General features: G+C 69.9%; 25 protein-coding genes. 7 read left to right on the plus strand and 18 right to left on the minus strand.

Annotated elements, in window-relative coordinates:
- Window positions 1-56 precede the first annotated feature (56 nt).
- Both QNA08_RS17435 and QNA08_RS17440 read right to left on the minus strand, forming a co-directional pair.
- Window positions 57-1,070, minus strand: a complete 1,014-nt coding sequence (locus tag QNA08_RS17435; protein ID WP_283742000.1) for an amino acid ABC transporter substrate-binding protein — start codon at window positions 1,068-1,070, stop codon at window positions 57-59.
- An 86-nt stretch (window positions 1,071-1,156) separates the two neighbouring features.
- Window positions 1,157-4,204, minus strand: coding sequence for an aminotransferase class III-fold pyridoxal phosphate-dependent enzyme (locus QNA08_RS17440; RefSeq protein ID WP_283742001.1), 3,048 nt, complete (start codon window positions 4,202-4,204; stop codon window positions 1,157-1,159).
- A gap of 160 nt (window positions 4,205-4,364) precedes the next feature.
- Between QNA08_RS17440 and QNA08_RS17445 the strand changes: the two genes are divergently transcribed.
- Entirely contained in the window at window positions 4,365-4,793 is a 429-nt protein-coding gene (locus tag QNA08_RS17445; RefSeq protein ID WP_283742023.1) for an Lrp/AsnC family transcriptional regulator, read from the plus strand.
- A 17-nt stretch (window positions 4,794-4,810) separates the two neighbouring features.
- Here QNA08_RS17445 and rnhA read toward each other — a convergent pair whose 3' ends face one another.
- From rnhA to QNA08_RS17460, 3 genes are all read right to left on the minus strand, one after another.
- Window positions 4,811-5,266 (minus strand): ribonuclease HI, encoded by a 456-nt coding sequence (gene rnhA, locus QNA08_RS17450; RefSeq protein ID WP_283742002.1) that lies wholly within the window; start codon window positions 5,264-5,266, stop codon window positions 4,811-4,813.
- Window positions 5,263-6,228: a homoserine kinase gene (locus tag QNA08_RS17455; RefSeq protein ID WP_283742003.1), complete on the minus strand. Its 966-nt coding sequence runs from the start codon at window positions 6,226-6,228 to the stop codon at window positions 5,263-5,265. Before QNA08_RS17455 ends, rnhA begins: the two co-directional genes overlap by 4 nt.
- A 222-nt stretch (window positions 6,229-6,450) precedes the next feature.
- A complete protein-coding gene (locus QNA08_RS17460; RefSeq protein ID WP_283742004.1) occupies window positions 6,451-7,395 on the minus strand; it encodes a DUF937 domain-containing protein in 945 nt (314 codons plus the stop codon).
- A 293-nt stretch (window positions 7,396-7,688) separates the two neighbouring features.
- Here QNA08_RS17460 and QNA08_RS17465 point away from each other — a divergent pair, with 293 nt between their 5' ends.
- Window positions 7,689-7,982, plus strand: coding sequence for a hypothetical protein (locus tag QNA08_RS17465; RefSeq protein WP_283742005.1), 294 nt, complete (start codon window positions 7,689-7,691; stop codon window positions 7,980-7,982).
- Window positions 7,983-8,151: 169 nt separating this feature from the next.
- Here QNA08_RS17465 and QNA08_RS17470 read toward each other — a convergent pair whose 3' ends face one another.
- The 4 genes from QNA08_RS17470 to QNA08_RS17485 form a co-directional block, all read right to left on the minus strand.
- Complete coding sequence (locus QNA08_RS17470) at window positions 8,152-8,475, minus strand: phasin family protein (RefSeq protein WP_283742006.1); 324 nt, start codon at window positions 8,473-8,475, stop codon at window positions 8,152-8,154.
- A gap of 775 nt (window positions 8,476-9,250) precedes the next feature.
- Window positions 9,251-10,681 carry an MATE family efflux transporter gene (locus QNA08_RS17475; RefSeq protein WP_283742007.1) on the minus strand — a complete coding sequence of 477 codons (1,431 nt, stop codon included), beginning with the start codon at window positions 10,679-10,681 and terminating at the stop codon, window positions 9,251-9,253.
- Window positions 10,678-12,531, minus strand: coding sequence for a monovalent cation:proton antiporter-2 (CPA2) family protein (locus tag QNA08_RS17480; RefSeq protein ID WP_283742008.1), 1,854 nt, complete (start codon window positions 12,529-12,531; stop codon window positions 10,678-10,680). The genes QNA08_RS17475 and QNA08_RS17480 overlap by 4 nt, the downstream gene beginning before the upstream one ends.
- A gap of 176 nt (window positions 12,532-12,707) precedes the next feature.
- On the minus strand, window positions 12,708-13,325 hold the full coding sequence (locus tag QNA08_RS17485; protein ID WP_283742009.1) for an HAD family hydrolase: 618 nt from the start codon (window positions 13,323-13,325) through the stop codon (window positions 12,708-12,710).
- Between the two features lie 181 nt (window positions 13,326-13,506).
- Between QNA08_RS17485 and ispH the strand changes: the two genes are divergently transcribed.
- Entirely contained in the window at window positions 13,507-14,472 is a 966-nt protein-coding gene (gene ispH, locus QNA08_RS17490) for a 4-hydroxy-3-methylbut-2-enyl diphosphate reductase (protein WP_283742010.1), read from the plus strand.
- A gap of 317 nt (window positions 14,473-14,789) precedes the next feature.
- Here ispH and QNA08_RS17495 read toward each other — a convergent pair whose 3' ends face one another.
- Both QNA08_RS17495 and QNA08_RS17500 read right to left on the minus strand, forming a co-directional pair.
- Window positions 14,790-15,449: an outer membrane protein gene (locus QNA08_RS17495; protein ID WP_283742011.1), complete on the minus strand. Its 660-nt coding sequence runs from the start codon at window positions 15,447-15,449 to the stop codon at window positions 14,790-14,792.
- 318 nt (window positions 15,450-15,767) lie between these two features.
- Complete coding sequence (locus QNA08_RS17500) at window positions 15,768-16,082, minus strand: DUF1127 domain-containing protein (RefSeq protein ID WP_283742012.1); 315 nt, start codon at window positions 16,080-16,082, stop codon at window positions 15,768-15,770.
- Window positions 16,083-16,392: 310 nt separating this feature from the next.
- Between QNA08_RS17500 and QNA08_RS17505 the strand changes: the two genes are divergently transcribed.
- The gene (locus tag QNA08_RS17505) at window positions 16,393-17,283 is read left to right on the plus strand and encodes a LysR substrate-binding domain-containing protein (protein WP_283742013.1); all 891 of its coding nucleotides are present in this window, start codon (window positions 16,393-16,395) and stop codon (window positions 17,281-17,283) included.
- A gap of 23 nt (window positions 17,284-17,306) precedes the next feature.
- Here QNA08_RS17505 and QNA08_RS17510 read toward each other — a convergent pair whose 3' ends face one another.
- The 5 genes from QNA08_RS17510 to QNA08_RS17530 all read right to left on the minus strand — a co-directional run bounded on the left by QNA08_RS17510 (window position 17,307) and on the right by QNA08_RS17530 (window position 22,259).
- A complete protein-coding gene (locus tag QNA08_RS17510; RefSeq protein WP_283742014.1) occupies window positions 17,307-17,480 on the minus strand; it encodes a Flp family type IVb pilin in 174 nt (57 codons plus the stop codon).
- 296 nt (window positions 17,481-17,776) lie between these two features.
- Window positions 17,777-18,718, minus strand: coding sequence for a DMT family transporter (locus QNA08_RS17515; RefSeq protein WP_283742015.1), 942 nt, complete (start codon window positions 18,716-18,718; stop codon window positions 17,777-17,779).
- Between the two features lie 369 nt (window positions 18,719-19,087).
- Window positions 19,088-19,681, minus strand: a complete 594-nt coding sequence (copM, locus tag QNA08_RS19000) for a CopM family metallochaperone (RefSeq protein WP_422679943.1) — start codon at window positions 19,679-19,681, stop codon at window positions 19,088-19,090.
- A 446-nt stretch (window positions 19,682-20,127) separates the two neighbouring features.
- Window positions 20,128-20,673: a hypothetical protein gene (locus tag QNA08_RS17525; RefSeq protein ID WP_283742025.1), complete on the minus strand. Its 546-nt coding sequence runs from the start codon at window positions 20,671-20,673 to the stop codon at window positions 20,128-20,130.
- Window positions 20,674-20,873: 200 nt separating this feature from the next.
- Window positions 20,874-22,259, minus strand: a complete 1,386-nt coding sequence (locus QNA08_RS17530) for a glutamate--cysteine ligase (protein WP_283742016.1) — start codon at window positions 22,257-22,259, stop codon at window positions 20,874-20,876.
- Between the two features lie 404 nt (window positions 22,260-22,663).
- Between QNA08_RS17530 and QNA08_RS17535 the strand changes: the two genes are divergently transcribed.
- Window positions 22,664-23,143, plus strand: coding sequence for a DUF6101 family protein (locus tag QNA08_RS17535; RefSeq protein WP_283742017.1), 480 nt, complete (start codon window positions 22,664-22,666; stop codon window positions 23,141-23,143).
- A 15-nt stretch (window positions 23,144-23,158) separates the two neighbouring features.
- Here the strand turns inward: QNA08_RS17535 and ubiA are convergent, their stop codons facing one another.
- Together ubiA and QNA08_RS17545 are read right to left on the minus strand one after the other, a co-directional pair.
- The gene (gene ubiA, locus QNA08_RS17540; protein WP_283742018.1) at window positions 23,159-24,106 is read right to left on the minus strand and encodes a 4-hydroxybenzoate octaprenyltransferase; all 948 of its coding nucleotides are present in this window, start codon (window positions 24,104-24,106) and stop codon (window positions 23,159-23,161) included.
- The gene (locus QNA08_RS17545) at window positions 24,106-24,621 is read right to left on the minus strand and encodes a hypothetical protein (protein ID WP_283742019.1); all 516 of its coding nucleotides are present in this window, start codon (window positions 24,619-24,621) and stop codon (window positions 24,106-24,108) included. Before QNA08_RS17545 ends, ubiA begins: the two co-directional genes overlap by 1 nt.
- A gap of 226 nt (window positions 24,622-24,847) precedes the next feature.
- On the opposite strand from QNA08_RS17545, the gene QNA08_RS17550 reads away from it, so the two are divergent.
- Both QNA08_RS17550 and QNA08_RS17555 read left to right on the plus strand, forming a co-directional pair.
- Entirely contained in the window at window positions 24,848-25,621 is a 774-nt protein-coding gene (locus QNA08_RS17550) for a 16S rRNA (uracil(1498)-N(3))-methyltransferase (RefSeq protein ID WP_283742020.1), read from the plus strand.
- A 67-nt stretch (window positions 25,622-25,688) separates the two neighbouring features.
- On the plus strand, window positions 25,689-26,020 hold a 332-nt coding region (locus tag QNA08_RS17555; RefSeq protein WP_283742021.1), incomplete at its 3' end, for an IS5 family transposase.

Raw genomic sequence — 26,020 nt, forward strand, 5'->3', positions numbered from 1 at the left:
GCCGCCGCGAAGCCCCCCGCCAGGTGGCCCGGCGGAGGCGCTCCTCTGAAACGAACTCAGCGCACCGGCGGGGCGTATTGCAGGCCGCCCTTGTTCCAGAGCTCGTTGGCGCCGCGCTTGACCTTGAGAGGGGTCTTCTCGCCGAAGTTGTTCTCGAAGACCTCGCCGTAGTTGCCCACCGCCTTGACGATGCGCACGACCCAGTCGTTCGTCAGGCCGATCGACTCGCCGAACTTGCCCTCGGTGCCCAGGAGGCGCTTCACCTCGGGATTGTCGCTCTCCTTCATGCGGTCGACGTTCGCCTGCGTGATGCCGAGCTCCTCGGCGTTGACGAGGGCGAAATGCGTCCACTTGACGATGTCGAACCACTGGTCGTCGCCGTGGCGCACCACGGGGCCGAGCGGCTCCTTGGAGATGAGCTCGGGCATCACGACATGCTCGTCGGGCTTCGCCAGGCGCAGGCGCTGGCCGTAGATGGCGGAGGCGTCCGTGGTATAGGCGTCGCAGCGCCCGGACTCGTAGGCCTTGATCGTCTCCTCGGAGCCCGCGAAGGTGACGAGCTCGTACTTCTGGTTGTTGGCGCGGAAGAAGTCGGCGAGGTTGAGCTCGGTGGTCGTGCCCTGCTCCGTGCAGATCGTGGCGCCGTTGAGCTCCTTGGCCGATTTCACGGCGAGCTTCCTGTGCACCATGAAGCCCTGGCCGTCGTAATAGCTCACGCCGACGAAATTGAAGCCGAGCGAGGTGTCGCGCGCCATCGTCCAGGTGGAGTTGCGGGCGAGCATGTCGGCGTCGCCCGACTGCAGGGCGGTGAAGCGGTCCTTCGCCGAGAGCGGGATGAACTTCACCTTGTTCGGATCGTTGAAGATCGCCGCCGCCACCGCGCGGCAATAATCGACGTCGAAGCCCTTCCACACGCCCTTGTCGTCCGGCTGGGCAAAGCCCGCGAGGCCCGTGTGCGTGCCACACTTGAGGAAGCCGTTCTGCTTGACGTTGTCGAGCGTGCCGGCGGAAGCGCCACCGATGACCAGGGACGCCGCCAGCGCAGCGCCGCCGAAAGGAAGTGCCCTCATTGACCGTTTCCTCTCTCCCGTTGACTGAGAACCTGCGGGCTTCGTCGCCCGTCTTGCCGTGATGTCCGCCCCCGCCGCGCGCCCGCTCAGCCGAGCACGTCGCGTATGGCTTCGCCGAGCACGTCGAGCAGGATGTCGGCGTGCTCGCGCCGGAAGGTCATGGGCGGGCGCAGCTTCACGACGTTGTCGAAGGGCCCGTCCGTGCCCATGAGCACGCCGAGCTCGCGCGCCCGGTTGACGACGGCCGCGGCCTCCGCGCCGGCGTGCTCCTTCGTCGCCCGGTCGCGCACGAGCTCGATGCCGAAGAAGAGGCCGCGCCCGCGCACGTCGCCGACGGCTGGATGACGCTCCATCAGGCGGCGCATGCCGGTGAGAAGATAGCCGCCCTGCTCGGCCGCGTTCGGCAGGAGCCTCTCCTCCTCCAGCACGTCGAGCACCGCCAGGCCCGCCGCGCAGGACACCGGATTGCCGCCGAAGGTGTTGAAATATTCCATGCCGTTGGCGAAGCGCTCGGCGATCTCGCGGCGCACGGCGACGACGGCGAGGGGATGGCCGTTGCCGATGGGCTTGCCCATGGTGACGATATCGGGCACCACGCCGTGCTCCTCGAAGGCCCACATGGCGTTGCCGACGCGGCCGAAGCCCACCTGCACCTCGTCGGCGATGCACAACCCGCCGGCGGCCCGCACGGCCGCATAGACCGCCCTGAGATATCCGGGCGGCAAGAAGATCTGGCCGGCGACGCTCGGAATGGTCTCGGCGATGAAGGCGCCCGGCGCGCGGCCATCGGCCGCCATGCGGCCGATGCGGCGCACGGCCTCGTCGGCATAGCGCTCGCCGATCTCGGCCGCCGGCCAGCCCGAGGGCGCACGGTAGGGGTCGGGCACGGGCAGCTCGTGCGTGTGCTCGGGCCGCCCCGCGCCGCCCTTGCGCTTGTACTTGTAGGGGCTGATGTCGACGAGGCCCTGGGTGTTGCCGTGATAGGCCCAGTCGAGCACCAGCACGTCACGCCGGGCCGTGCAGGTGCGCGCCATGCGCAGGGCGAGCTCGTTCGCCTCGCTGCCCGTGCACAGGACAAAGAAGGTGTCGAGCTCGGGCGGCAGCGTCGTCGCCAGACGCTCCGTGTAGTCGACGATGGTGTCGTGAAGGTAGCGTGTGTTGGTGTTGAGGACCGGCACCTGCCGCGTGATCGCGTCCACCACGCGCGGATGGCAATGCCCGACATGGGCGACGTTGTTGTAGCAGTCGAGATAGGCGCGGCCGGTGTCGTCGATCAGCCAGACGTCCTCGCCGCGCACCATCTTCAGGGGCTCGCGGTAGGAGACGGAGAGGTTCGGCCCGAGCCGGGCCTTGCGCGCGGCGAGAAGGCTCGCCCTGTCCCGCCCCCCTCTCTCGAAGGTCTCCGGCGGCAGGCCGGCGAAGTCGTAGGGAGCGGGAAAGAGCTCGGCCCAGACCTCGCGGAAGGCCTCCTCGCCGACGCCAGGGATGATGCTCGCATCGTCATAGGGGCTCGCGACGAGCTGCAGATGCAGGTGCGGCACCCAGCCGCCGTTCTCGGCATAGTCGCCGAGGCGCGCGACGAAGGCACCCGCCGGCAGTTCCTCTCCCACGCGCCGCTCGCGCACCGAGGCATGGTCGAGATGGCCCCACAGCGTCTGGAAACGCAGGCCCGGCTCGGGCTCGTGCTCGAGGAGGAGGAGGCCTCCGTAGTCCTGCGGCGCGGGATTGACGGTGGCCGCCACCACCTTCGCCGCAAGAGGCGTGTAGAGCGGCGTGCCGGCCGGCGCGAAGACATCGAGGCCGAGATGGAGGTCGCGGCGCGCCCCGTCGATCAGCGCCGAGCGGAAGAATGGCGCCGTGTAGACCGTGCGCTTTTCCCCGTGCGGCCCGAGGCCGAGGTCGAAGCCGTGCGCTTTCTGCAATTCGGCATAGGCGCGGTCGGCGGCGGCATGGTCCCCGGCCGCGCTCGCCTTGGGGAGTGGCGCGTCGGGACTGCCGAGGTCGAGCACGCATTTGCGCTGGCGCGCCGGATGCGGCCTGAGCATCGGCGCAAGCGTCCGGCGGTTGGCGGCGAGCCACTCCCCGAGGCGCCGCACGCCGGGCGCGGCCTCGAGGCCGCAGGCCTTGCGCAGGATGGCGGTGGCGATGCGCCGGTCGATGCGCGCGAGCCGTTCCAGGAGGTCCCAGGCCGGCTTCTCGCTGACGAGGAGATAGGGGTTCTCGGCCGCGGCGGCGTGGCGCGTCGCCGAGATGGAGACGCTGACGGCGAGCCGGGCCGCGACGAGGTCCATCAGCACCTCGAACTCCGCCTCCTGCAGCGGCAGTTCCGCGTGATAGCCCGCGACGATGGCGGCGGCCGCCTCCACCGGGCTCGCGGCGCCCAGCATCGCATAGGCGCAGGCGATCGCGAGCTCCGCCACAAGGGGGGAATGCACGGCGTCGCCGAAGTCGATGAGGCCCGTGATCGGGCCGCCGGTGGGGCCGGCGACGAGCAGGTTCCAGTCGTTGGCGTCGTTGTGGATGACGCCGCAGCGCAGGCGCTTCAGCGCCGGCGCGACGCGGCTGTCGTAGGTGTCGAGCACGGTCTCCACGAGCCGGCGGCGCGCCGGATCGGCGATGTGCGACAGGCGCGCCCGCGAGCGCGGCACCTCGCGGATCTCCCAGTCGAATGCGTGATGCGCCCCGGGGTGGCCGAAGCTCTGCAGCGCCCAGTCGAGCCGGCCGAGGACCCGGCCGAGGTCCCGCAGCGTTCCGGGCGTCTTCTGCGCCTCGGCGAGCGGCGTGCCGGCAAGCCAGGTGACGAGGCGCAGGGCGTGGCGCTCGCCGCCACGGCCGGTGGCGAAGCCGAAATCCTCGCCCTCCGGCGTCGGCACGATGCGCGGCACCGGCAGGTCCGGGTCGACGGCCTCGACATGGCGCAGGAGGGCCGTCTGGAAGGCGACGGCCGTCTGCGGCTCGGCCGCATTGACGATCTTGAAGATGAATTCGCGCCCGTCGGCCGCCGTCACCCGAAAGTTCTGGTCGCGCTCGCTCGGCAGCGCCTCGAGGCGGCCGCTCACGCCGAAGAGGGCATGCAGCACCGCCGCCGCCTCCTCGGCGGAGAAGGTCGGACGCGGATGGTTGATGGCGGTCATTGCGGCGTCCCGAATTGTCGCGTTCAGAATTGTTCCCGGGGCCGCAGTCTGACATTGATGCAGTGGCGGTCGCACCGCGCAGGATGGCGGATCGGCCGCCGTTTCGGCGGCGCGATAGCGCCGTCTCCGCCATACTGTCCTGACGGGCTTGGCCGTGACCATGGACGAGAAGAACAGGCAGATCCTGCGCCTCCTGCAGGACAATGCGCGGCTTCCCATCAAGACGATCGCGGGAACGGTGGGGCTCGCCCGCAGTTCCGTGCGCGAGCGCATCGCCCGCATGGAGGCGGACGGCACCATCCGCGGCTACAGGGCCGACGTCGCGCCCGCGCGGGCGGAGGACCATCTCTTCCGCGCCTTCCTCATCATCCGCCTTGCCAGGACGCCGGCGCGCGACACGGTGGACCGCATCGCCGCCAATCCGGCGGTGAAGCGCTGCTTCTCCATCAGCGGCGAGATCGACGTCATCGCCGAGATCGAATCGGAGACGACGAAGGCGCTCAACGCCGTGCGCGACGAGATCGCCTCCATGCCCTATGTGACGGACCTGACGACGGCGATCGTGCTCGTGGACGAGAAGCCGGCCTGAAGGCGGGGCGCGCGCCCTCACCCGGCCTGGCGGCGCTTCTTGAAGGGCTCCATGGCGGCGCGGGCGAGCGCATCGACGCGCTCGTTCTCGGCATGGCCGGCGTGGCCGCGGACCCAGTGCCAGGTCACGTCGTGGCGGTTGCGCGCCGCATCGAGGCGGCGCCACAGGTCCTCGTTCTTTACCGGCTCACGGGCCGCCGTCTTCCAGCCGCGCGCCTTCCAGTTGGCGAGCCACTGGGTGATGCCGGAGCGGACATACTGGGAATCCGTGTAGAGATCGACGGCGCAGGGGCGCTTCAGGGCCTCGAGCGCCTCGATCGCCGCCGTCAGCTCCATGCGGTTGTTGGTGGTCTCGGCCTCGCCGCCGGACAGTTCCCGCTCCTTGCCCTTGTAGACGAGGAGCGCGCCCCAGCCACCGGGGCCCGGATTGCCCGAGCAGGCGCCGTCCGTATAGATCGCGACGCGCTCGCTCATCGCTTCAGCCCGTAGTCGGCGGCGCTCGCGACGCGGCGGTGGAAGCCGAGCTTGCGGTCGTATTCGAGCGGGTCCTTCGGCTTCACGAGTGCGCCCGGCGGCACGTTGAGCCAGTCGACGAGGCGGGTGAGCATGAAGCGGATGGCCGCGCCCCGGCACAGCACCGGCAGCGCGGCAACCTCCGCATCCGTCAGCCGGCGCACGCGCTCGTAGGCCGCGATCATGGCCTGGCCCTTGGTGAGGTTGAAGGAGCCGTCGGCCTCGAAGCACCAGGCGTTGAGGCACACGGCGAGGTCGTAGGCGAGCGCGTCCGTGCAGGCGAAGTAGAAATCGATGAGCCCCGACAGCCGCCCGCCGAGGAAGAAGACGTTGTCGGTGAAGAGATCGGCGTGGATGACGCCCTCGGGCAGGCCGTCCGGCCAGTCGCGCTCGAGCTCGGCGAGCGCCTCGAGCGTGCGCCGGGCGAGCCCGGGCGAGACCTCGTCGGCGCGGCCGTCGGCCTGCTCGAAGAGCGGCCGCCAGCTCGGCAGCGACAGCGCGTTCGGCCGCCGCATGGGGAAATCCGCCCCCGCCTCGTGCAACTTCGCGAGCGCCTCGCCGACGCCGGCGCAGTGCGCCGGGCCGGGGCGCTTGACCCACATGCCGTCGAGGAAGGTGACGATGGCCGCGGGCCGGCCGGCGAGCCGGCCGAGCGCCTCGCCGCGCCGGTTCTTCACCGGCTGCGGGCAGGTGATGCCGCGGGCGGCAAGATGCTCCATGAGCCCGATGAAGAAGGGCAGGTCCTCCTCGTGCACGCGCTTCTCGTAGAGGGTGAGGATGAAGAAGCCGGCCTCGGTGTGCAGCAGGAAGTTCGAGTTCTCGACGCCCTCCGCGATCCCCTTCGCCGACAGCACGGCCCCGATGTCGTAGGTCGCGACGAAGCTCGCGAGTTCCTCGTCGGTTACTTCGGTATAAACGGCCAAGAGACGCCCCGTTCGCTTCAGCCACGCCGCCCGCGCGGACGGCGCCGCGCCCCCTCGCAGGCTTTCGCAGCGTGTAGCCTGTCGGACCGGGCGATGTCATGTCCGGCATGTGGATTTCCGCGAGCGGACCGCTCCTGCCCTCACCCCGGCCGGTTCGACGCGCGGCAGAGGATTGGCGCGGGAGCGCCCCGCGTCATCCCCCGCCGCAAGGGCGGCCCGGCGTCACTTCCGGCGGCGGCCTGGCGCGGGACCCAGGACCTCGTCGAAGATCGCCTGCATCGCCGCCAGATTCTGGTCCTGCACGGCGCGTCCCGTCTCGAACATCTGCGTGAGCGGATCGAGACCGAACTGGGCAGGGTCGAAGCCCTGCGCCTGCGCACGGGGCGCCTCCGGCGGAGGTTCGGGCTGGAGCGCCGGCTCGGGCTGCGCGGCCTCCTTCGCCGCGCCGGTGCCGAACATGCCTCCCAGAAGACCGCCGAGCAGGGCCTCGAAGGGATGTGGGGGGGCGCCAGCGCTCTCTCGCGGCGGGCTCTGCGGCGGTGCGGGCGGCTGCGGCACGCCGAAGCCGCCGGGAAAGCCCGCCATGGCCCCGCGCTGGATCATCTCGCTGAGCTGCCCGAAGATGTCAGCGGGTGTCGTGGCGGCCCCGCCCTGCCCCGCCGCCTGCTCGCGGCCTGGCTGCGCGGCCTGCGCGCCCGCGCCGCCGAAAAGACCGCCGAGCTGGCCGAGCACGCCGCCGAGCCCCTGATCCGCGGCCGACTTGAAGAGGCCGCCCATGAGCATGGCAGCGATCACCGGCAGCATCTGCTTCAGGATGTTCTGCCCGATACCGCTCATGACCGCTGCCTGGGCCGCAATCCGGCGGCTCACCTCCTTCGAGCCGAACAGCCGGGCGAGCACGTCGTTGCCCTGCTGCACGGCATCCGCCGAGAAGGCCGAGCGGGCGCTCTCGAAAGGATCGGCATAGCGGCCCGAGCCCATCAGGCCGAGGGTGCCGAGGAAGGAGGCCGGGTCCTGCACGTTGCGCTGCAGGCCGAGCGAGAAGGCCGGCAGGAGCGCTTCCACGGCCCGCTGCACCTGGTCGGGAGTGAGCCCATACTGGCGCGCCAGATTGTCCATCGCATGGCCGCCCTGGGCGGCCTGGATGATCTCGAAGAGATTGAACATGGCCCCTCCCCGCGCTCCGATGGATTCTGGCGGAGCTTAAGGCGGGGGGCGGTGCGCGACAATCCGGGAAGCCAGCGCCGGTCCGGGCACGCGGCAGCCGGTTCCGCAAGGTCGGCTCGTGACGGCGGCCCTGCCCCACCCGGCTCGAGCCCTGCCAAGCGATGCGCCCCGTCGCGCACCCGGCGCCGGGAGACCGCGCGGTCGTCGAAGGGGCGCAGACGTGTTAATCATTGGGCATGTGGGCCGATGGGGGCAGACCCAGCACAATGGGCGGCGCATCCAGGGAGGCGGCCATGAACATCACGAGAGAAGACTGCATCGCGTTGTGCGGCCTCGAGGAGGACGAGGTCGCGGCAATCGCGGAGCACGAGCATCTGCCCGACGTGGCGGCGGCGGCACTCGCACAATATCTTCTCACACAACCCGGAGGGGCCATTCGCATCCGCGATATGATCACCGACGACCTGCGCGCGGCGCTCAAGCGGCACGACAGGTCGCACGCGCGGGAGCTCTTCATGGCGCTCCGCCATTTCGTCTCGGAACATCGTGAAGAGTTCATGGCCGAGAAGGCCAGGCGCTCCAGGTAACAGGCCGCCCGCGCCAGCTCTTCGCGCGCCCGGTGCGGCGGGGAGCCCCGACGCTGGAGCTGGCCCTGTTGCGAGGAACCACCGTTCCGCGTCAGCGGTGACAATTACCTCTCGCAGACGATGAACGCGTTTTCCGATTCAGCGGAATCGGAAAACGCTCTCGCGCCGTTCAGGCCGCCTGGGCGGAAATATTGTCCTGCGCGGTCTTGATGAGGGAGGCGATCTCCGTCGTGTATTCGGACACCGCTTCCTGGGCGAAGCTCGACTGCGCTTCCGCAACTTGCGGCAGGCTGTTGCAACGGGCCAGCGTCGCCCAGAACTCGGCCTGCACCTGCATCCGATGCGCGGCGAAGCGAAGAAGTTCCGAGCCGAGGGCGAGGGGCAGGTCGACCGTAGACGCCTTGAACCACTGGGGAATCATGGCGACCATGGTCACATCGTTGCCGGCGGCCGGTTGGCCGCTCGGTGCAGGGGTCTTGTGAATCGCACTCATCGTCCACTCCTTGTCCCCAGTCCCAACAAGCGGATTGATCGGAAACCTTCCACGAGGGAGCCCGCGGCTCGTGGTTCGCGGCCGATCAACGACGCCGCCCATCTGCGGGCTGCGTGACAGGACCATCAGCGCACATTCGCTCGCGGGCCTTGCGAGCGACGGGCGGAACGGATCGTCATCCGGCGGCGGGACAGTTCGGCGGCAGTCCGATACCCACCCCCCTAAATCTAGTGCATGGCAAAATGTATCTACAACATGATGCGTGCGCCAAAGGGCCGAAGGAATTCAAGCAAAGCTGTTCTCCTTGCGCAAGATCGAAACGCCATTAATTGACCCGGACGAGTGCAACCCAGGTATTTTCCCACAAACAACCAGAAACAATCAGCTTATCAGCGCCATCGTCATGCTCAACCGCCGAACAACTCTCATGACAGGCGGAGACATCGCAACAAGTACGGGCAACGACGCGCGGCCCATCACCACGCCCCCGGCGCGGCTGCATTCCCGGCACCATCGCAGGATGCCGGGAAAGCGGGCACGGACGGCGCATCCGGCGTAGTTGGCGGGCCCCTCGACTTCGCAGCCCCGATTCAATTCAGCGCCCCCGCGCGCGGACCTTCATTTCGTCCCGGCATCGGCACACGAAAAACAGGCGCATATTCGTTAACAAGAACCAATACAATATATATCAACCAGATTGGCAGATTTCTGCGGGCGAACAACAAGAGAAATACATCACCAAGTCTTGGCGCATCGACCGTGCGCCCGCGCGCCGTCAGCCCTCCCGCGCCAGGCGCGCTACGGCGCGGAAGGCCGTGACCGCCGCCGCGATGCCGAAGATGAGGGCTCCGCCGGCGATGCCCAGCATCACCCCCTCCACGCCGCCGAGGCGGGCGCCGAGCGCGGCGAAGGGCAAGGTGCCGAGCGTCGCCTTCGTCCAGTTGAAGGCCGTGGCGTAGAGCGGGAAACCGAGGTTGTTGAAGGCGGCGTTGGCGACGAAGAGGAAGCCGTTGAACAGCCAGATGGCGCCGCTGACAAGAGAGAAGAAGACGACGAGCTCGCCCGTGCGCGTGCCGGCGACGTGGAACAGGCGGGGGATCAGGTCGCCGAGCAGGACGAGCACGAGCCAGACGCCAAGGACATAGACGGTGACCAGCACGAGCGAATTGACGAGGACGCCGTGCATGCGGTCGAAGCGACGGGCGCCCCAGTTCTGGCCGAGAATGGGGCCGACGGCGCCCGACAGGGCGAAGATCACGCCGAAGCACAGCGGGATCAGGCGGTCGATGATGGCGCTGGCGGCGATCGCCGTATCGCCGAAACGGGCGATCGTCGCCGCGATGAAGGCATTGGCGACGGGCGTCGCCACGTTGGTGAGGATCGCCGGCACGGCTATGCCGAGCATCGGCTTCATGTCGGCGACGACATGGTCGAGATGGGGCCGTGCCATGAGGTGGTGCACCTTCACCACGGAGCGCAAGCCCACGAACACGAAGGTGGCGCGCGACAGCACGATGACGATGGCGGCGCCGTCCACGCCGAGCCCGAGCAGAAAGATGAAGATCGGATCGGCGATGGCCGTCATCACGCCGCCGGCGAGGGTGACGTACATGGCCCGGCGCGCGTCACCCACGGCCCGCAATACGCCCGAGAGCGCCATGCCGAGGCCCATGAGAACATTCGACGGGAGGGTGATCGCGAGGAAGCGGGCCGCGACCGCGTGCGCCTCGCCGGTCGCGCCGATGAGCGTCAGGATCGGGCCGACGAAGGGCAGCACGGCGAGGCTGAACAGGCTCGCGATGATCGCCGTCTGGGTGACGAGCGAGGCGGCGAGCCGCCGCGCCCTGTCGCGCTCGCGCGCGCCGAGGGCACGGGAGACGAGGGCGCCGACGGCGATCATGAGGCCGATGTTGATGGAGGTGGCGAAGAAGAGGACGATCGTGGCGAAGCCGACGGCCGCCGTCAGCGAGGCGTTGCCGAGCCAGGAAATGTAGAGGAGCGACAGGAAGTCGACGAGGAAGATGGCCATGAGGCCGACCGAGCCGGTCGCCGTCATGACGAGGACGTGGCGCATGGTCGAGCCCTGGACGAACTTGGGCATCTCGCCGCCGGCCGGAGCGGCTGCGGCCGGGGCGGGCCCGGGCGCAGGGCGGGCGGGCGTCCCTTCCGGACGCGTCTCGTCGACGGTCACAGCGCTTTCGCTCATCGGCTCGTCCCCGCGTCGGCGATCAGGTCCTCGGTCTCGGCCGTCAGCGCCCTGGTCCTGGCCTTCGGCGCCGTCAGCGGCTCCGGCGTCAGGCGCTCCCGCGCTCCGTGCAGCATGTCCGCGCCCCCCATGATCCCCTCGGCCTTCTGCATCATCAGGCGGGCAACGTCGCGGCGGCGCACGTCGTCGACCACGGCACGGGCACGCTCCGCCGGCACGCCGAGCCCTTCGAGGGTGGCGCGCCCGAAGGCCAGCGCCGATTCGAACGTCTCGCGCATCTGGTAGTCCACCTCCGCGTTCATCAGGTCGATGGCGTGAACGCGGTCGTACGCCCGCACATAGGTGCGCACCTGCGGGAATTCGACATGCATCAGCTCGACGATCTTCAGGGCGGTGGCGCGATCGTCGACGCAGATGCAGACGAGATCGGCCCGCCCGGCCCCGGAGGTGCGCAGCACGTCGAGGCGCGTGCCGTCGCCATAGTAGACCTTGAAGCCAAAGCGCGCGGCGGCGCGGATGCGCTCCACATTGCGGTCGATCACGGTCACGTCGGCGCCGTCGGCGAGAAGGACCTGATTGACGACCTGCCCGAAGCGGCCGAAGCCGATGACGACGACATTGGAGGCGCCGCCGGCGAAAGCCTCGGCTTCGGCTTCCCGTTCGGCCTCCGGCACGCGCTCGAGCACCTGGTCGAGGAGCTTGGCGACGATCGGGCCGAGGAGCATGCTCAAGGCGGCGAGCGCGGTCAGGAGCTGCAGCTCCTCCTGCGTGACGAGGCCGACAGCCGCCGCTACAGGCAGGAGCACGAAGGCGAACTCGCCTGCCGGCGCGAGCAGCGCCCCAGCCCTGACGGCATCGCGCCAGGGCGAGCCGAAGGCGCGCAGGAGCCCCGCGCCGAGCCCGATCTTGAGGGCGACCAGCAGCGGCACCGCGAGGGCAAGGAGCCGGGCGTTCCCCGCCACGAGCCCCACGTCGATCGACATGCCGACGCTCATGAAGAAGAGGCCGAGGAGGAGGCCGCGGAAGGGCTCGATGTCGGCCTCGAGCTGATGGCGGAAATTCGATTCCGCCAGGAGCACGCCGGCGAGGAAGGCGCCCATGGCCATGGACAGGCCGACCTCCTCCATGAGCATCGCCGCCCCGAGGGCGACGAGCAGGGCCGCCGCCGTCATCACCTCGCGCGCGCCCGTCGCGGCGAGCACGCGGAAGAAGGGGTTGAGCAGGTAGCGCCCCGCGAAGACCGTGAGGCCCACCGCACCCAGCGCTTCGGCGACCGCACCGAGACCGCGGCTCATCGCCTCGCCGCCGGCGAGCGCCTGGGTATTGGCGAGGAGCGGCAGCATGGCGAGCAGGGGAACGATGGCGAGATCCTGGAACAGGAGCACGGCAAAGGCACGCCGGCCGTAGGAAGCCTGCAGATCGCCGCGCTCTTCCAGGATCTGCAGCGCCACCGACGTCGCCGAGAGCGCGAAGGCCACGCCGATGACGAACAGCCCCTTGTCCTGCTCGCTGAAGGCGGCCGTCAGGCCCGCGAGCACCATGGCCGTCGCCACCACCTGGGCGAGCCCGAGGCCGAAGATGTCGTGCCGCATGGCCACGAGGCGGGAGGGCTTCAGTTCCAGCCCGACGATGAAGAGCAGCAGCACGACGCCGATCTCGGCGACGCCGCGCACCGTCTCCGGGTCGTCGACGAGCGCGAGCACCGACGGACCGATGACGACGCCGGCGGCCAGATAGCCGAGCACGGCACCGAGCCCGATGCGCCGGAACAGCGGCACGGCCACGACCGCGGCGGCGCAGAACATGAGGACCGGTGAAAGGAAGCTCGCTTGCGAAACGGGCTCGGCCATTGGGGGGACTCATCGCAGGGGCCGGACGGACAGGGCGCCGCATGGCCGCGCGCCGGGGCGAAGAATCCCGGCACTCCTTCATTACCCTGCCCGTAGGCGAGTGGGGAGGGTGCGGTCTGTGCGCCGGCGCACCTCGGCGGCCGGCTGAACGGTGCTGCGCCGCGGGCCCGGGCGGTTCAATCGAGGAGGCCGTGGTCCGTGAGGACCCTGCGCAAGCCCGCCGCCCCCGTGAAGACATGGCCGGCGAGCCCCGCCTTCATCGCCCCCTCCACGTTGATCGCCTTGTCGTCCGTGAAGAAGGCCTCCTCGGGCACGAAGCCGAGCCGGGCGCAGAGCCGGCGGTAGATCTCCGGTTCGGGCTTCTTCATGTGGAATTCGGCCGAGATGAAGACGCGGCCGTCGAACAGGCTTCTCAAGCCGGGAAAGAGCGTGTCGAGCGCTTCGGCGGTCAGGAAGCCGTTGTTGGTGAGCACGGCGACCGTCGCGCGGCTCTTGACCCGCTCGACCATGGCGAGCACGTCCGCGAAGGGGATCATGCCGGCCCGGCGCGCGTCGACCCAGGCATCGCGCGACAGGGCGCAGCCGAGCCGCGCGCCGAAGCCGGCGAGATACTCACGCGCATCCATCTCGCCCGCGTCGGAGGCGTCCTCGAACCCCGTATCCCAGATTTTCCGAAGGATCTCCTCGGGCGACCGCCGCGACAGATGCGCCAGCACGCGCAGGCGCCGGTCGCGGTCGTAGTGGCAGAGCACGTCGTCCATGTCGAAGATGGCAAGGCGGATCGGGCGGGTCATCGGCACAGGACGATGGCAGGGACTGACGACGCGAACATGTCCGGCACCTTCCTGCGGCCGGTGCGGAAGCCCGCGCGAGGCGGCGCGGGCCGTGATGTCGGCGCAGGGCGCGACGACGGCGTTCTTGACACGATGCGGCGCGAACCGCCACATCGGCCGCAGGATCGCGACCGGATAGCCGATGACCGTTGCCCAAAAGCCACCGCTCGACGTGATGATCTGCGCCCCGCGCGGCTTCTGTGCCGGCGTCGTGCGCGCCATCGACGCGGTCGAAAAGGCGCTCGCGCTCTATGGGCCGCCGGTCTATGTGCGCCACGAGATCGTGCACAACAAATATGTCGTCGAGAGCCTGCGGCGGAAGGGCGCCGTCTTCGTCGACGAACTCGACGAGATCCCGCCGACGGGCGCGCCGGTGATCTTTTCGGCCCACGGCGTGCCCAAGGCTGTGCCCGAGGATGCGCGCCAACGCAATTTCTTCGCCATCGACGCGACCTGTCCGCTCGTCACCAAGGTTCACCGCGAGGCCGAGGTACACCACCGGCGCGGGCGCCATATCGTCCTCGTCGGCCACGCCGGCCATCCCGAGGTGATCGGCACCATGGGTCAGTTGCCACCCGGGGCGATCAGCCTCGTCGAGACCATCGAGGACGTGACGCGCCTTGATATTCCCGCCGGCGACCTCGCCTATGTGACGCAGACGACGCTCTCCGTCGACGACACGCGCGACATTGTCGAAGCGCTGAAGAGCCGCTTTCCGGCCATCGTCAGCCCGCACAAGGAGGACATCTGCTACGCGACCACCAACCGGCAGGAGGCGGTGAAGCGCGTCGCACCGCAGGTCGACGCGATGATCGTCGTGGGCTCGCCCAATTCGTCGAATTCGCAGCGCCTGCGCGAGGTAGCCGAGCGCGCCGGCTGCCCGGTGTCGCGCCTCCTCCTCAGGGCCGAGGACATCGACTGGTCGATCTACGGCGCCATCCGCCGCCTCGGCCTCACGGCCGGCGCCTCGGCACCGGAGGTGCTGGTGGAGGAGATCATCGACGCCTTCGCCGAGCGTTATGCGGTCACGGTCGAAACCGTCTCCACGGCGGATGAAAGTGTGTTCTTTCCCCTGCCGCGCGAACTGCGCGGCGAAGCGGCGGAATAGGCAGGCCTCGCGCGGTCCCGGTCCCGCACTGCCCCTGCTGCGGACCGGGCCTCCCGGCGGCGACCGGCGGTCTGCCTTGCACCCGAGCGGGCCGGCCGGGTTCCCTCACACCGGAAAGCTCCGCCACCGCCGCCGCCCCGCCCGGCTCTGGCGTCGACGCCCGATCGAACGATGCTTCAACAGAACAAAGGCTCGGAGCGTGGCGCTCCGAGCCCTCAAGGTGTGAGTGATGACACAATCCTACCCGACCGCGTGCCGGGCGCAAGCCATTGCTGGACGATGACCCCGGCGCCGCCGGCCGGGTTCGGGCGATCGGCTCAGAACTTGTAGTTGAGGCCGGCGCGGACGACCGAGAACTCGGTGCCGGCCTTGTTGACGCCGTAGTAGCGGTTGTCGCCGAGGTCGACGTAGAGGTACTCGGCCCTGGCCGTCAGGTTGTTGGTGAAGGCATATTCGATGCCGCCGCCGAGGGTCCAGCCCGTGCGCGTGTCCGACTTCGAGAAGGCGATGCCGGCCGTGGTGTCGACGCCCGAGAACTTCGTCTCGCCGTAGGCCAGACCACCCGTCACGTAGACGAGGGCGCGGTCGAAGGCGACGCCGACGCGGCCGCGCACCGTGCCGAAGTACTCGACCTCACCGCGACCCCTGCCGACGTTGCCGTTGGCGAAGCGCAGGGCGCTCGTGGAGCCCTTGAGGTCGGCGTACTGGATGTCGGCCTCGAGGCCGGCGACGAACTGGCCGAACTGGTAGTTGTAGCCGATCTGGCCGCCGCCGATGAAGCCGTCCGGATCGTCGAAGCCGGCGCCCTTGGAGAACTCGCCGAAGCCGTAGCCGGCGTTCACACCGACGTAGAAGCCCGTCCAGGTGAAGACCGGCACGACCGGCGCCGGGGCGACGCGGCGGCTCGGCAGGTCGGCAGCGCTGGCGGCACCGGCGGCGAAGCCGAGCGCGGCGACTGTGCAGAGCAACCTCTTCATGACAATCCCCTGGATTGACCACTTCAATCGAACGGTACCACGGTTCAGCATAGATGCCTGTAACCGGAAAGCAACATTTACTCCGTTCGCGATCGAGCGATTGCCAGATTCGCGATTCGGCTCATCCATGGTCAACGAAAGGTAACCTTTCGAGGCGCCTGCCCTTTCTTCACGCGCGAATTCGGTCGACAGAACGAGCCGCCCGAAGCTCGAACCGGCGGCGGGCGGCCCACTTGCCGCCCGCCTCTTCTCCCCGCCGCACCGCGGCCCGCGCGCCCATGCCGGGGCCCGACGCAGGTGACGGGCGACTTCCGCACCTCAGGAGGCGCAGGCGGCTGGCGCACCTGCGCGGCAGCGGCCAGTCGCCGGCCGCTGCTGCGGCCTGCTCACAGCAACCGTTCGAAGCCCGTCTGCGGCCAGGCGGCGGGCTGCCGCCTGCTGATCGTGCACCTTCAGGGCGAGAGCGATCGAGGGATCGCGGAACAACGGCTCGGCGAGCGCGCCATCGACGTCGGATCTGGTCAGGCCGATATCCTTCAGCGTGCGGTCGTCGAACTCCGCCAGGTTGCGCACCGCGAGGCGGTTGCGCCAGGCGCGCCACAGGCGCAGAAAGCTGCGCAGGGAGCGCCGCACGAGCCAGGCCGCCTAGCGCCGGCCGACGCCCGCGGCGGGCAATGTCGTCGTCTGGCCAAACATGCGGTCGGTCATGGCTTCCTCCAGAATGCCGATCCTCAAGAGAGCCGGCGCGCATTCCGGCGCCGGACCGCAGACACAAGCGCACTTACCCCCGCCCCGGCGGGGCGTGGTATTCTGGCCAGTCGGCCGAGGTGGTTGCGTGAGCGTTGAGGGGATCATGCCACCACCCGATCAATCATTGAAACGAATGTTCATGATTGCAAATATCACCAAGCATGATTGAATGCCGGCAAAGCGGGAGGCCGCCATGCCCCATCTCCTCGATATCGATCAGCTGAAAACCTTCGTCGCCATCGCCGACACCGGCTCGTTCACGCGCGCGGCCGAGGTGGTGCACAAGACCCAGTCGGCCGTCTCCATGCAGATGAAGCGCCTCGAAGAACGGCTCGGGCGCGACGTGTTCGAGCGCGACGGCCGGCATTCCAAGCTCACGGAGGACGGCGAGCGGCTGCTCGACTACGCCCGCCGCATCGTGCGGCTCAATCTCGAATGCCTCGCGAGCTTCGGCGACGTGGACCTGACCGGGCGCGTGCGCCTCGGCGTGCCGGACGACTACGCCGACCGCTATCTGCCCGAGATCCTCGCCCGCTTCGCGCGCTCGAACCCGAAGGTGGAGGTGACCGTCGTCTGCGAGCCGACGCCGATGCTCGTCGAGCGCGTGCAGTCGGGCGACCTCGACCTCGCCATCATCACGCACACCGACGCCAAGGGCTACGCCTCCGAGATCGTGCGCGTCGAGCAGCTCCTGTGGGTGACCTCGAGCCGCCACTGCACGCATGAGGAAACGCCGGTGCCGCTCGCCCTCGGGCGCCCGAACTGCAACTGGCGGCAGAGCGCCACGGAGGCGCTGGAGCGCACGGGCCGCCCCTTCCGCGTCCTCTATTCGAGCTGGAACTCGACCGCTGTCGGCGCGGCGGTGACGGCGGGGCTCGCCGTCTCGGTGCTGCCGGAGAGCGCGGTGCGCGTCGGCATGCGGGTGCTCGGCCCCTCGGACGGCTTTCCCGCCCTGCCCTCGTGCAAGATCGGCCTGATGCGCAACCGCCACGAGCCGACGGCCCTCGCCTCGGCACTCGCCGAGCACATCGTGCAGAGCCTCGACAATCTGAGCGCGGCGCGGCTCACCATGGCCGCTGAGTAAAGCCGCGGGTCAGCCCTGCGGCCTTACTGGATCTTCGCCATTTCGTCGCCGAGGGTGCCGAAGATGCGCACGACGCTCTGGCCGACGACGACGACGCTTGCCACGATGGCGAGCGTGATGAGGGCCGCGAGCAGGCCGTACTCGACCGCCGCGGAACCGCGTTCGTCGCGCAGGAATGCCCCGAGCCGTGCCAGCATGAACGCCTCCTCATGACGGGGACAGCTTGCTCCGGCAGGCTCTGCGAGAGGTTAACGCGACCGCTCGCATTCGCGCTTTCGCCGCCCAAATCGTGGAAGAGTGAACGGCGCGTAAAGCGGGCGGCGGCGCGTGCACCGGCGCATGGCCCGTGCCCGATTGAGCCGTTGGAACAGGATGAGACGGAAAGCCGGTGCCCATCCTTCGTGCGGCTCGGGAGCAGCTTCCGATCCTTCGGGATCGGACAACCAGTCCATCCTTCAGGAAGGTCAGAGCACTTTCGTCGCCGGATCGGCGTTCACTTCGGCGAAGACGCCCTTGGCCGGGCGAGGACCAGGATGTTGCCTGCGATGACGAGGACAAGCCCGGCGACCGCGAGCGGCGTCCAGCGGTAGCCTTCCACGACCGTCGAGATGGCGAGCGCCACGACGGGAAAGAGCACGGTGGCATAGCCCGCCCGCGCCGCGCCGATGCGGCCGAGCAGCGTGAGATAGCAGGCGAAGGCCACCACCGAGGCCGTGACCGCCAGCCAGACCAGGGAACCGAGATAGCCCAGCGTCGGCTCGACGACGAAGGCATGGCCGCGCAGGAGGCCGACAAGCGTGAGGAACAGCACGCCGTAGGCCATGCCCCAGGCATTGGCCGGGAGCACCGGCACGCCGCGGCGCTGGTTGGCCGCCGAGAGCATGTTGCCGAGGCAGAAGGAGAGCGTGCCGCCGAGGCACAGGCCGAGCCCGACGAGGCTCGCGCGGTCGAAGCCGGCACCGAGGATCTGCGGCGCGAACATCGCCGCAACCCCCAGCACGCCGAGCGCCCCGCCCGCGGCGATGCGCCCGTCGATCCGCTGGCCGAGGAAGAGCGCACCGAGGGCGAGATTGACCACCGAGGCGAGCGAGAAGACGACGGCGAGAAGGCCCGAGGGGATCGTCAGCCCGCCGTAGTAGAAGAGCACGAAGTTGGTCGAGAAGATGAGGACCCCGAGGCCCGCGAAACGCAGGTGATCCGCGGCGGAGAAGCGCAGCCGCTCGCCCTTCGCCGCCACCCAGGCGAACATGAGGGCGGCCGCCAGCGCGAAGCGCCAGACGAGCGACACCTCCGGCGCCACGACTCCGAGCTGCATACGCAGGGCAATCCAGCTCGTGCCCCACACGAAGACAGTGACGGCATAAAGGGACAGGTCGGTCCCGTCGAGCCGGCCGGCGAGGGTGGGCTGAGGGCGCGCGGCGTCCGTCGCAGTCACGTCGGTCTCCTGGTTGAAAAGTTGCAAGCTAGCGCCGGATGTTCATCACGACAAATGATGATCGCTCATGGATTCCCGCGGGAACGGTGATGAGACGATCGGCGAGGAGGGGGAGCGGACAGCGCGCAACTTCTGCCGGGGGAAGAGAAAACCGGGGGCGGGTCTCGCCTTTCTCCATCAGGCCCCACCACCGTCATGCCCTTGCCTCCCCTTGCCGCAACCGGAATCGGTTCCGGGCCCCGGACAGCCGCTTCGCGGCTTCCCGGGTGACGGTCAGAGGTTCGCGCGGGACACACCAAACGTTACCCCGGGCTCCTCGCGCGGCTTGGCATTCGGAAGGGAAGCCTGCTGCGGCAGGCGAGGCGCGCCCTACCGCGGCGCCTTCCTGGCGAGCCAATCCCTCATGGTCGCGATCTCGGCCTGCTGGGCCTTGACGATGGCCTCGGCGAGCTTGCGGATTTCGGCGTCCTTGCCGAAGGCGATGGCGACGGTCGCCATGTCGATGGCACCCTGATGATGGGCGATCATGTTGCGCACGAAGTCCGCGTCCACGTCGCCCGTATAGGCGAAGGCCATGTCGCGGTGCATCCTGGCGCCGACGGCGCGCAGGGCAAGGCTGGGCACGCTCTCGTCCCCGCCACCCGGCAGCCCCGGCATGCCGCCCGTCATGCGGCCGCCCATCATGCCGCCACGCATCATTCCCATCATGCCCGGCCCCATCATCCCGTGGCCCATCATCCCCGGCCCCATCATGCCCTGACCCGGCATGTCCCGGCCCGGCGCGGCGGACCCCGCCCGGCCCTGGTCGTGCGCGCCCGGTGTCGCCTGACCCGGCATCTGGCCCGGCATCTGGCCGTGTTCCGACGGGACCGGCGGGGCGGGCTGCTGCGTCGCCGCCGGCCCCGCGAGCGTGGCGACGAGCGTGAGGGTGGCAATGTGCGAGGCGATCCGGGAAGCGTGCATGGTCGTGTCTCCGTGCGATGCCGGCGGCGCGTCGCGCGGTCCCCTGCCATCGGCCGCGGGCGGCGTCCCGGGACAAGCCTTGCGAGGATGCGCCCGCCGCCGCCATCTGTCAGCCCCGCCGGCCGCCGCCGCTCGCGGCAGGGCCATGCGGGGCGACGCACCGCCCCCCGACCGCGGTAGCCCGAAGGGGTCGATCGCCTGCCCATCCGCGCCCTTGACAGGTTCTGCGGTGCATCAACACCGCGCTCCGCGGCGCCAGTCCCCCTCCTGCGCATCTTCCCGAGGGAGAGAGCCAAGGCGTCCTGCGTCGATCCTCTGGCCTTCACGCTCGCCCGGGAGCGCCGCCTCGCGCCCGGCCGGGCATCGAGGAGGCACCCCGGGGCGCCCGCCTGCGCGGGTGCCTCCCGGCCGCCAATCCGAGGGCCGGGCGGGCCCTGCCGCGCGCCTCACTTGATCGGGATCATGAGGTGCTCGTAGGGCGTGCCCGCCCACATCACGTAGGGCTGGGCGGTGTCCGGCTTGGGCAGCTTCGGATGGCCGGCGACGGCGCGGCCGGCGCCGACCACCATCACGTGCGGGCCGGTTTCGATCCAGTTGTTGCCGGGGGATGGCTTCGTCGCATAGGGGTCGGTGTTGCTCGCGTCCGAGCCGCCCGAGAGCATGTACATGATGCCGACCTTGCCGCTCGGCGGCTTCTTGCGGGCGAGCCAGGCCTTGACCCACAGCATGGCGTTCTGATCGCCGCACATGGGGTCTGGGCTCGGCGTACCCGGGTTGTCGGCGACGCAGGTGAAGGCGTTGGTGCCCTTGCGGACCGTGCGGATCTTGCCGTCCGCCTCCACGGCGACGACCGTCGCGCCCTTGGCCACGGCCTCCGGTGCCGCCGACAGGGCGCTCCTGACGATGTCGTCGTCGCTCATCGCGCCGGCGGCAGGCTGTTGGGCGACCGCCGGCGACGCCGCGGCCGTCGCCAGCAATCCGAGAACCATCATGAGGGTCAAGCGATGCCTCATCATAGCTGAACTCCAACTATGACTGCGACCGGCGGGCGAAGGATATACCTCACCGCCCCGGGGTCACAAGGCGCCGCCCCCCCGTCCTGCCTACGCGACATGATGGAAGCGGCGAGCGCCGGACGGGGGCGCGGCGCCGCGCCGCCTCCCCCTCCTTCCTCCCGCGCCCGCGGGCCGGATCAGTAGGCGTATTTGCGGAAGGCGGGCTCGACCGAGCCGTGCCAGTCGTTGTGATACTTGGCGAGCAGGATGTCGGCGAGCGTGCGTCCCTCCGCCACGATACGCTCCAGCGGCTCGAGGAACATCGTCTCGTCGCGCCCCTGCGCGTCGAGCCGGGCGCGGCGCGCGAGGCCGGCGCGCGACAGGGCGAGGGCGTCGCGGGCGACGTCGCGCAGGGACCGTCCCGCGACGGTCGAGCGCAGGCCCTCGCGCGGGACGATGTCGCGCAGCATCTGCCGGTCCGCCGCCGTCCAGCCCTTGACGAGCTCCCAGGCGCCGTCGAGTGCCAGCTCGTCGTAGAAAAGGCCGGCCCAGAAGGCAGGCTCCGCGCAGAGCATGCCCGTCGGCCCGCCGTCCGAGCCGCGCATCTCGAGGTAGCGCTTCAGGCGCACCTCCGGGAACAGCGTGGAGAGGTGGTTCGCCCAGTCGGACAGCGTCGCGCGTTCGCCGGGAAGCTGGGGCAACCGGCCGGCGAGAAGGTCGCGGAAGGAGGCGCCGGCCACGTCGTGGTAGGTGTCGCCGCGCTTGACGAAGTACATTGGCACATCGAGCGCATAGTCGACGTAGCGCTCGAAGCCCATGCCCTCCTCGAAGGCGAAGGGCATCATGCCGGTGCGGTCGCCGTCCGTGTCGCGCCAGATCTCCGAGCGCATGGACAGGAAGCCGTTGGGACGCCCGTCGGTGAAGGGCGAGTTGGCGAAGAGCGCCGTCGCCACCGGTTGCAGCGCCAGCGACACGCGCAGCTTCTTCACCATGTCGGCTTCCGAGCCGAAATCGAGGTTCACCTGCACGGTCGCCGTGCGGAACATCATGTCGAGGCCGTGGCCACCGACCTTGGGCATGTAGCGGCGCATGATGTCGTAGCGGCCCTTGGGCATGACGGGCGTTTCCTCGCGCGTCCACTTGGGGCTCATGCCGAGCGCCAGGAAGCCGATGCCGAGCGGACGCGCCACCTCCTTGAGCTGGGCGAGATGGGCGTGCAGCTCGCAACAGGTCTGGTGCACGCTCTCGAGCGGCGCACCCGACAGCTCGAACTGGCCGCCCGGCTCGAGCGAGATGGCGCCGCCGCCGGTCACGTCGTAGAGGCCGATCGGGTGGTCGCCTTCCATGATCGGCTGCCAGCCGAGGAGCCCCTGCATGCCTTCGAGCAGCTTGCGGATGCCGCCTATCCGGCCTCCGTCGCGGCCCTCGTAGGGCACGGGCGAATTGTCGGCCACGTAGAAGGGGACCTTCTCGTGCTCGGTGCCGATGCGCCAGGCACTGCGCGGCTTGGAGCCCGCTGCGAGATAGGCGACGAGATCGTCGCGCGAGCCGACAGGCGTGGAATCGGACACATCGCGGGCCATGCAGGCGTTCCCAGAAGGTCCCGGGCAAGAACCGGGAGAGGAGAGGAGTGAGCCCTAAATAGGGCGGCGGCCGGCGCCCGGCAATGACGACGGCATCGGCGTTCTTGCGCCCGCGCAAACTGCCCCGGCGCAACTGGCGCGGAAACGCGCGGGAAGCGGCCCTTCCGGCGGCAGAGCACCTCGGCCTTGTCGGCATCACGGCAAGACTCCGTTGAGCATCCCAGGCGAAAGGGGCCGCGCAAGAGGCAATTAACCCAAGCTTTTAAGGGGTTTGCCGGGGAGGCTCGGGCATGATCCCCGCATCGAGCACGAGGCGTCCGTCAGAGAGGCCCGTGCGGGAGCGTCAGACGAAAAGGCGTCGAACGATGACAGGCGTCACGCCGGCCACCGGGACGGACCGCGGCATGCGGGTCCGTCCCGGAACGGCCGAACTCACCCCCGCGCCCGGCGAGCCGGGCTTCGTGCGCGGCATGACCCTGCCTGGCGGCCGCGTTCTCGGCCAGGCGAACTATGCCGCCTTCCTCGGCATCGCCGTGCGGCTCGAGGCGGAGGACCCCTTCGACGAGAGCTTCGAGCTCGTCCTGGTGCACGAGGACGCCGCCTGCTCGGTCGTCGTCGGCCGTTTCGACGCCGACGAGATCGTCGCCGCCTGGCGCACCTTCTCCGCCCGCTCGGGCCTGCCGCTCCTGATGCAGCGCGTCGACGGCATGCTGGAAAGCCCTTATGAGCAGATCGGCCGGGTGCGCCTCGGCCCGATCCGCATCCGCCGGCGCCACGGCCTGCTCAACGGCCGCCGCCCGCGCTTCCTCGTGCGGCGCAAGACGACCCGCCTGCCCGACCGTCCCGTGATGGTGCGCGGCCGCGAGCTCGCCGGGCGCGAGTGAGCCGCCTGCCGCGGCTCAGAGGGCGCGGGCGATCACCGCGTCGAGGGCGAGGCCGGCGAAGAGCAGGAGACCTGCGTCGCGGTTCGACTTGAAGAGCCGCAACGCCTTGGCGCCGTCGCGGCGGTCGATCGACTTCACCTGCCATGCCAGATGCAGGGCGAAGGCAAGGAAGCCGGCCCAGGCGACGGGGCCCACGCCGATCAGGGCAAGCGCGCCCGCAAGGCTCGCGAGGGCCGCCGCATAGCAGAGGCCGACGCCGAGCGCCGCGCGCTCGCCGAAGAGCCTGGCCGAGGACTTGATGCCGGCGATCGGATCGTCATCGATGTCCTGCAGGGCGTAGATCGTGTCGTAGCCGACCGTCCAGGCGATGGCGGCGGCATAGATGAGGAAGGCCGGTGCATCGAGCCGCCCGAAGGTTGCCGCCCAGCCCATCAGCCCGCCCCAGGCGAAGGCGAAGCCGAGCACGAGCTGCGGCATCGAGGTGATGCGCTTCATGAAGGGGTAGACCGCCACCACGGCGAGGGAGCCGAGGCCGAGCCCCACGGCGAAACCGTTGAACTGCACGAGCACGGCGAGGCCGACGAGGGCCTGCAGCACGAGGAAGGCTGCGGCCTGCGCCACCGTCAGCTGTCCCGAGGGCAGCGGACGGTTCCTCGTGCGCGCCACCTTGGCGTCGAGCTCGCGGTCGACGATGTCGTTGTAGGTCGAGCCGGCGCCGCGCATGGCGACGGCCCCGACGAGGAAGAGCGCGAGGTGGGCGAGGCTCGGAAAGCCCTGCCCGGCCGCGATGGCGGCGGCGGCCGTCGACCACCAGCAGGGCAGCAGCAGGAGCCACCAGCCGATCGGCCGGTCGATGCGCGCGAGGCGCAGGTAAGGACGCGTGAAGACCGGCGCGCGCCGGTCGACCCAATTGCCGGCGGGCGCGTCGGGAACCGGCCGGTCGACGCCCGGCGCGGCCTGCATCAGAGCGCGCCCTGGGGAATGCGCGTCGGCCCGGTGAGGATGTCGCCGCCCCCGCCGCCCAGGAGGCCACCGCCTTCCTTGGCGCGCTTCTCCATCTGGGCCTGCTGCGCCGCCACCTGGCAGGCGCGGCCACGGATGGAGACGGCCTTCTCGTGATCGTTCTTGAGGCCGGTCGAGAACTGGTCGGGGATCTGGCACCAGTCCTTGTTGGCCTCCACCCACTTCAGGGCGTTGCTGCCGTTGGAGACGAGCTGGCCGAAGACGGCGCAGGCGTCCTTGGCATTGACCTTCTTGCCGAGGCCGTTGACCCGCTTCACGAGCTCCTGGCGCTCGCTGAGGAACTCCCGGAGCTTCTCGCAGCTCGAAGCCTGGGCCCGGGCCGGCCCCGCCGTGCCGGCCGCCATCAGCGGGACCGCGACGAGGGCCGCGGTGGCAAGGGAGCCGATCGCGGAGCCGATCGCAGTGCCGGCCTTGGCGCCGATCGTCGCCCGCGCGGGATGGGACCGTGACATCATCGAACCTCGTCGCACGTGGTCTCCTGCCCGCGGACCTCCGCCCGGGGCCGGTTGCCGTTCCGATAGCAGCCCGCGCCCGCCGCGCCAAGCCCGCTCCCGGCAGGCGGGGCCACGTCGCCCGGGCGGCGCTGGCGGCGCTCTTGTGCCATCCGATTGTGGCGGCTTTCGTCACGCCCCGGCCTCGGCTAATCGAGGGCGCGACGAGGACATGTCCGGAAGGCCCACGATGGCGAGCTACGATTTCCGCGCCCCGCGCCTCTTCGTCGACGTGCCGCTGCCGGGCGCGGGCGGCGTGGCGCTCGACAAGACCCAGGCCAACTACCTCGGCAACGTGCTGCGCCTCGGCGTCGGCGCAGCCGTGCTTGTCTTCAACGGCCGTGACGGCGAATGGCGCGCCGAGATCGCGGAGATTGGCAGGAAGGGCATGACGCTGTCGCTCGTCGGCCGGACGCGTCCGCAGCCGCCAGCGGCAGACCTGCACTACCTCTTCGCGCCCCTGAAGCACGCCCGCCTCGACTACATGGTGCAGAAGGCGGTGGAGATGGGGGCAAGCCGTCTCGCGCCGGTCATCACCCGCCGCACCCAGGCGAGCCGCGTCAACCTGGAGCGCATGCGCGCCAATGCCATCGAGGCCGCCGAGCAGTGCGGCATCCTGGCCCTGCCCGAGGTCGCCGAGGAGCGGCGCCTGCCCGAGGCCGTGGCCCTGCTCGAGCCGGAGCGCCTTCTTGTCTTCTGCGACGAGGAGGCGGACGTCGCCGATCCGGTGGAAGCCCTCTCGCGCCTGCGCGAGGAGGCCCGCCGGAACGGTACCGGCGCCATGCCCCTCGCCCTCCTCATCGGGCCGGAGGGCGGGTTCGACGCGGCCGAGCGCGCCCTGCTCGCCGCCCGGCCCAACGTGCTGCGCCTGTCGCTCGGGCCGCGCATCCTGCGCGCCGACACGGCCGCCGTCGCCGCGCTCGCGGTGCTGCAGGCGGTGCTGGGAGACTGGCGCGGCGCCTAGGTCGCGTACCCAAACCCCTTGTGGTTGATCGTCGTCGGTGATTCAAGGCTTCCGGATGGAGGCTCCGATGGCACGCTTCGATTTGACGGACGCGGAATGGACGATCATCGCACCGCTGTTGCCGGGCGCGGAGGGCAAGAAGAACGGTCGTCCGCGGCCGGACGACCGCAAGGTCCTGAACGGGATCTTCTTCATCCTGCGGTCGGGCGCGCCGTGGCGAGACCTGCCGGATCGCTACGGTCCCTGCACGACCGTCTACAACCGCTTCAACCGCTGGGCCAAGGCGGGCGTCTGGATCCGGATCTTCGAGGCCTTGGCGGCTCGATCACCCGGTTCCCTCGAACTGATCGACAGTTCGATCGTCCGGGCGCACCAGCACGCGGCCGGCGGAAAAAAGGG

Source organism: Chelatococcus albus, assembly GCF_030067675.1.
GTDB lineage: Bacteria > Pseudomonadota > Alphaproteobacteria > Rhizobiales > Beijerinckiaceae > Chelatococcus_A > Chelatococcus_A albus.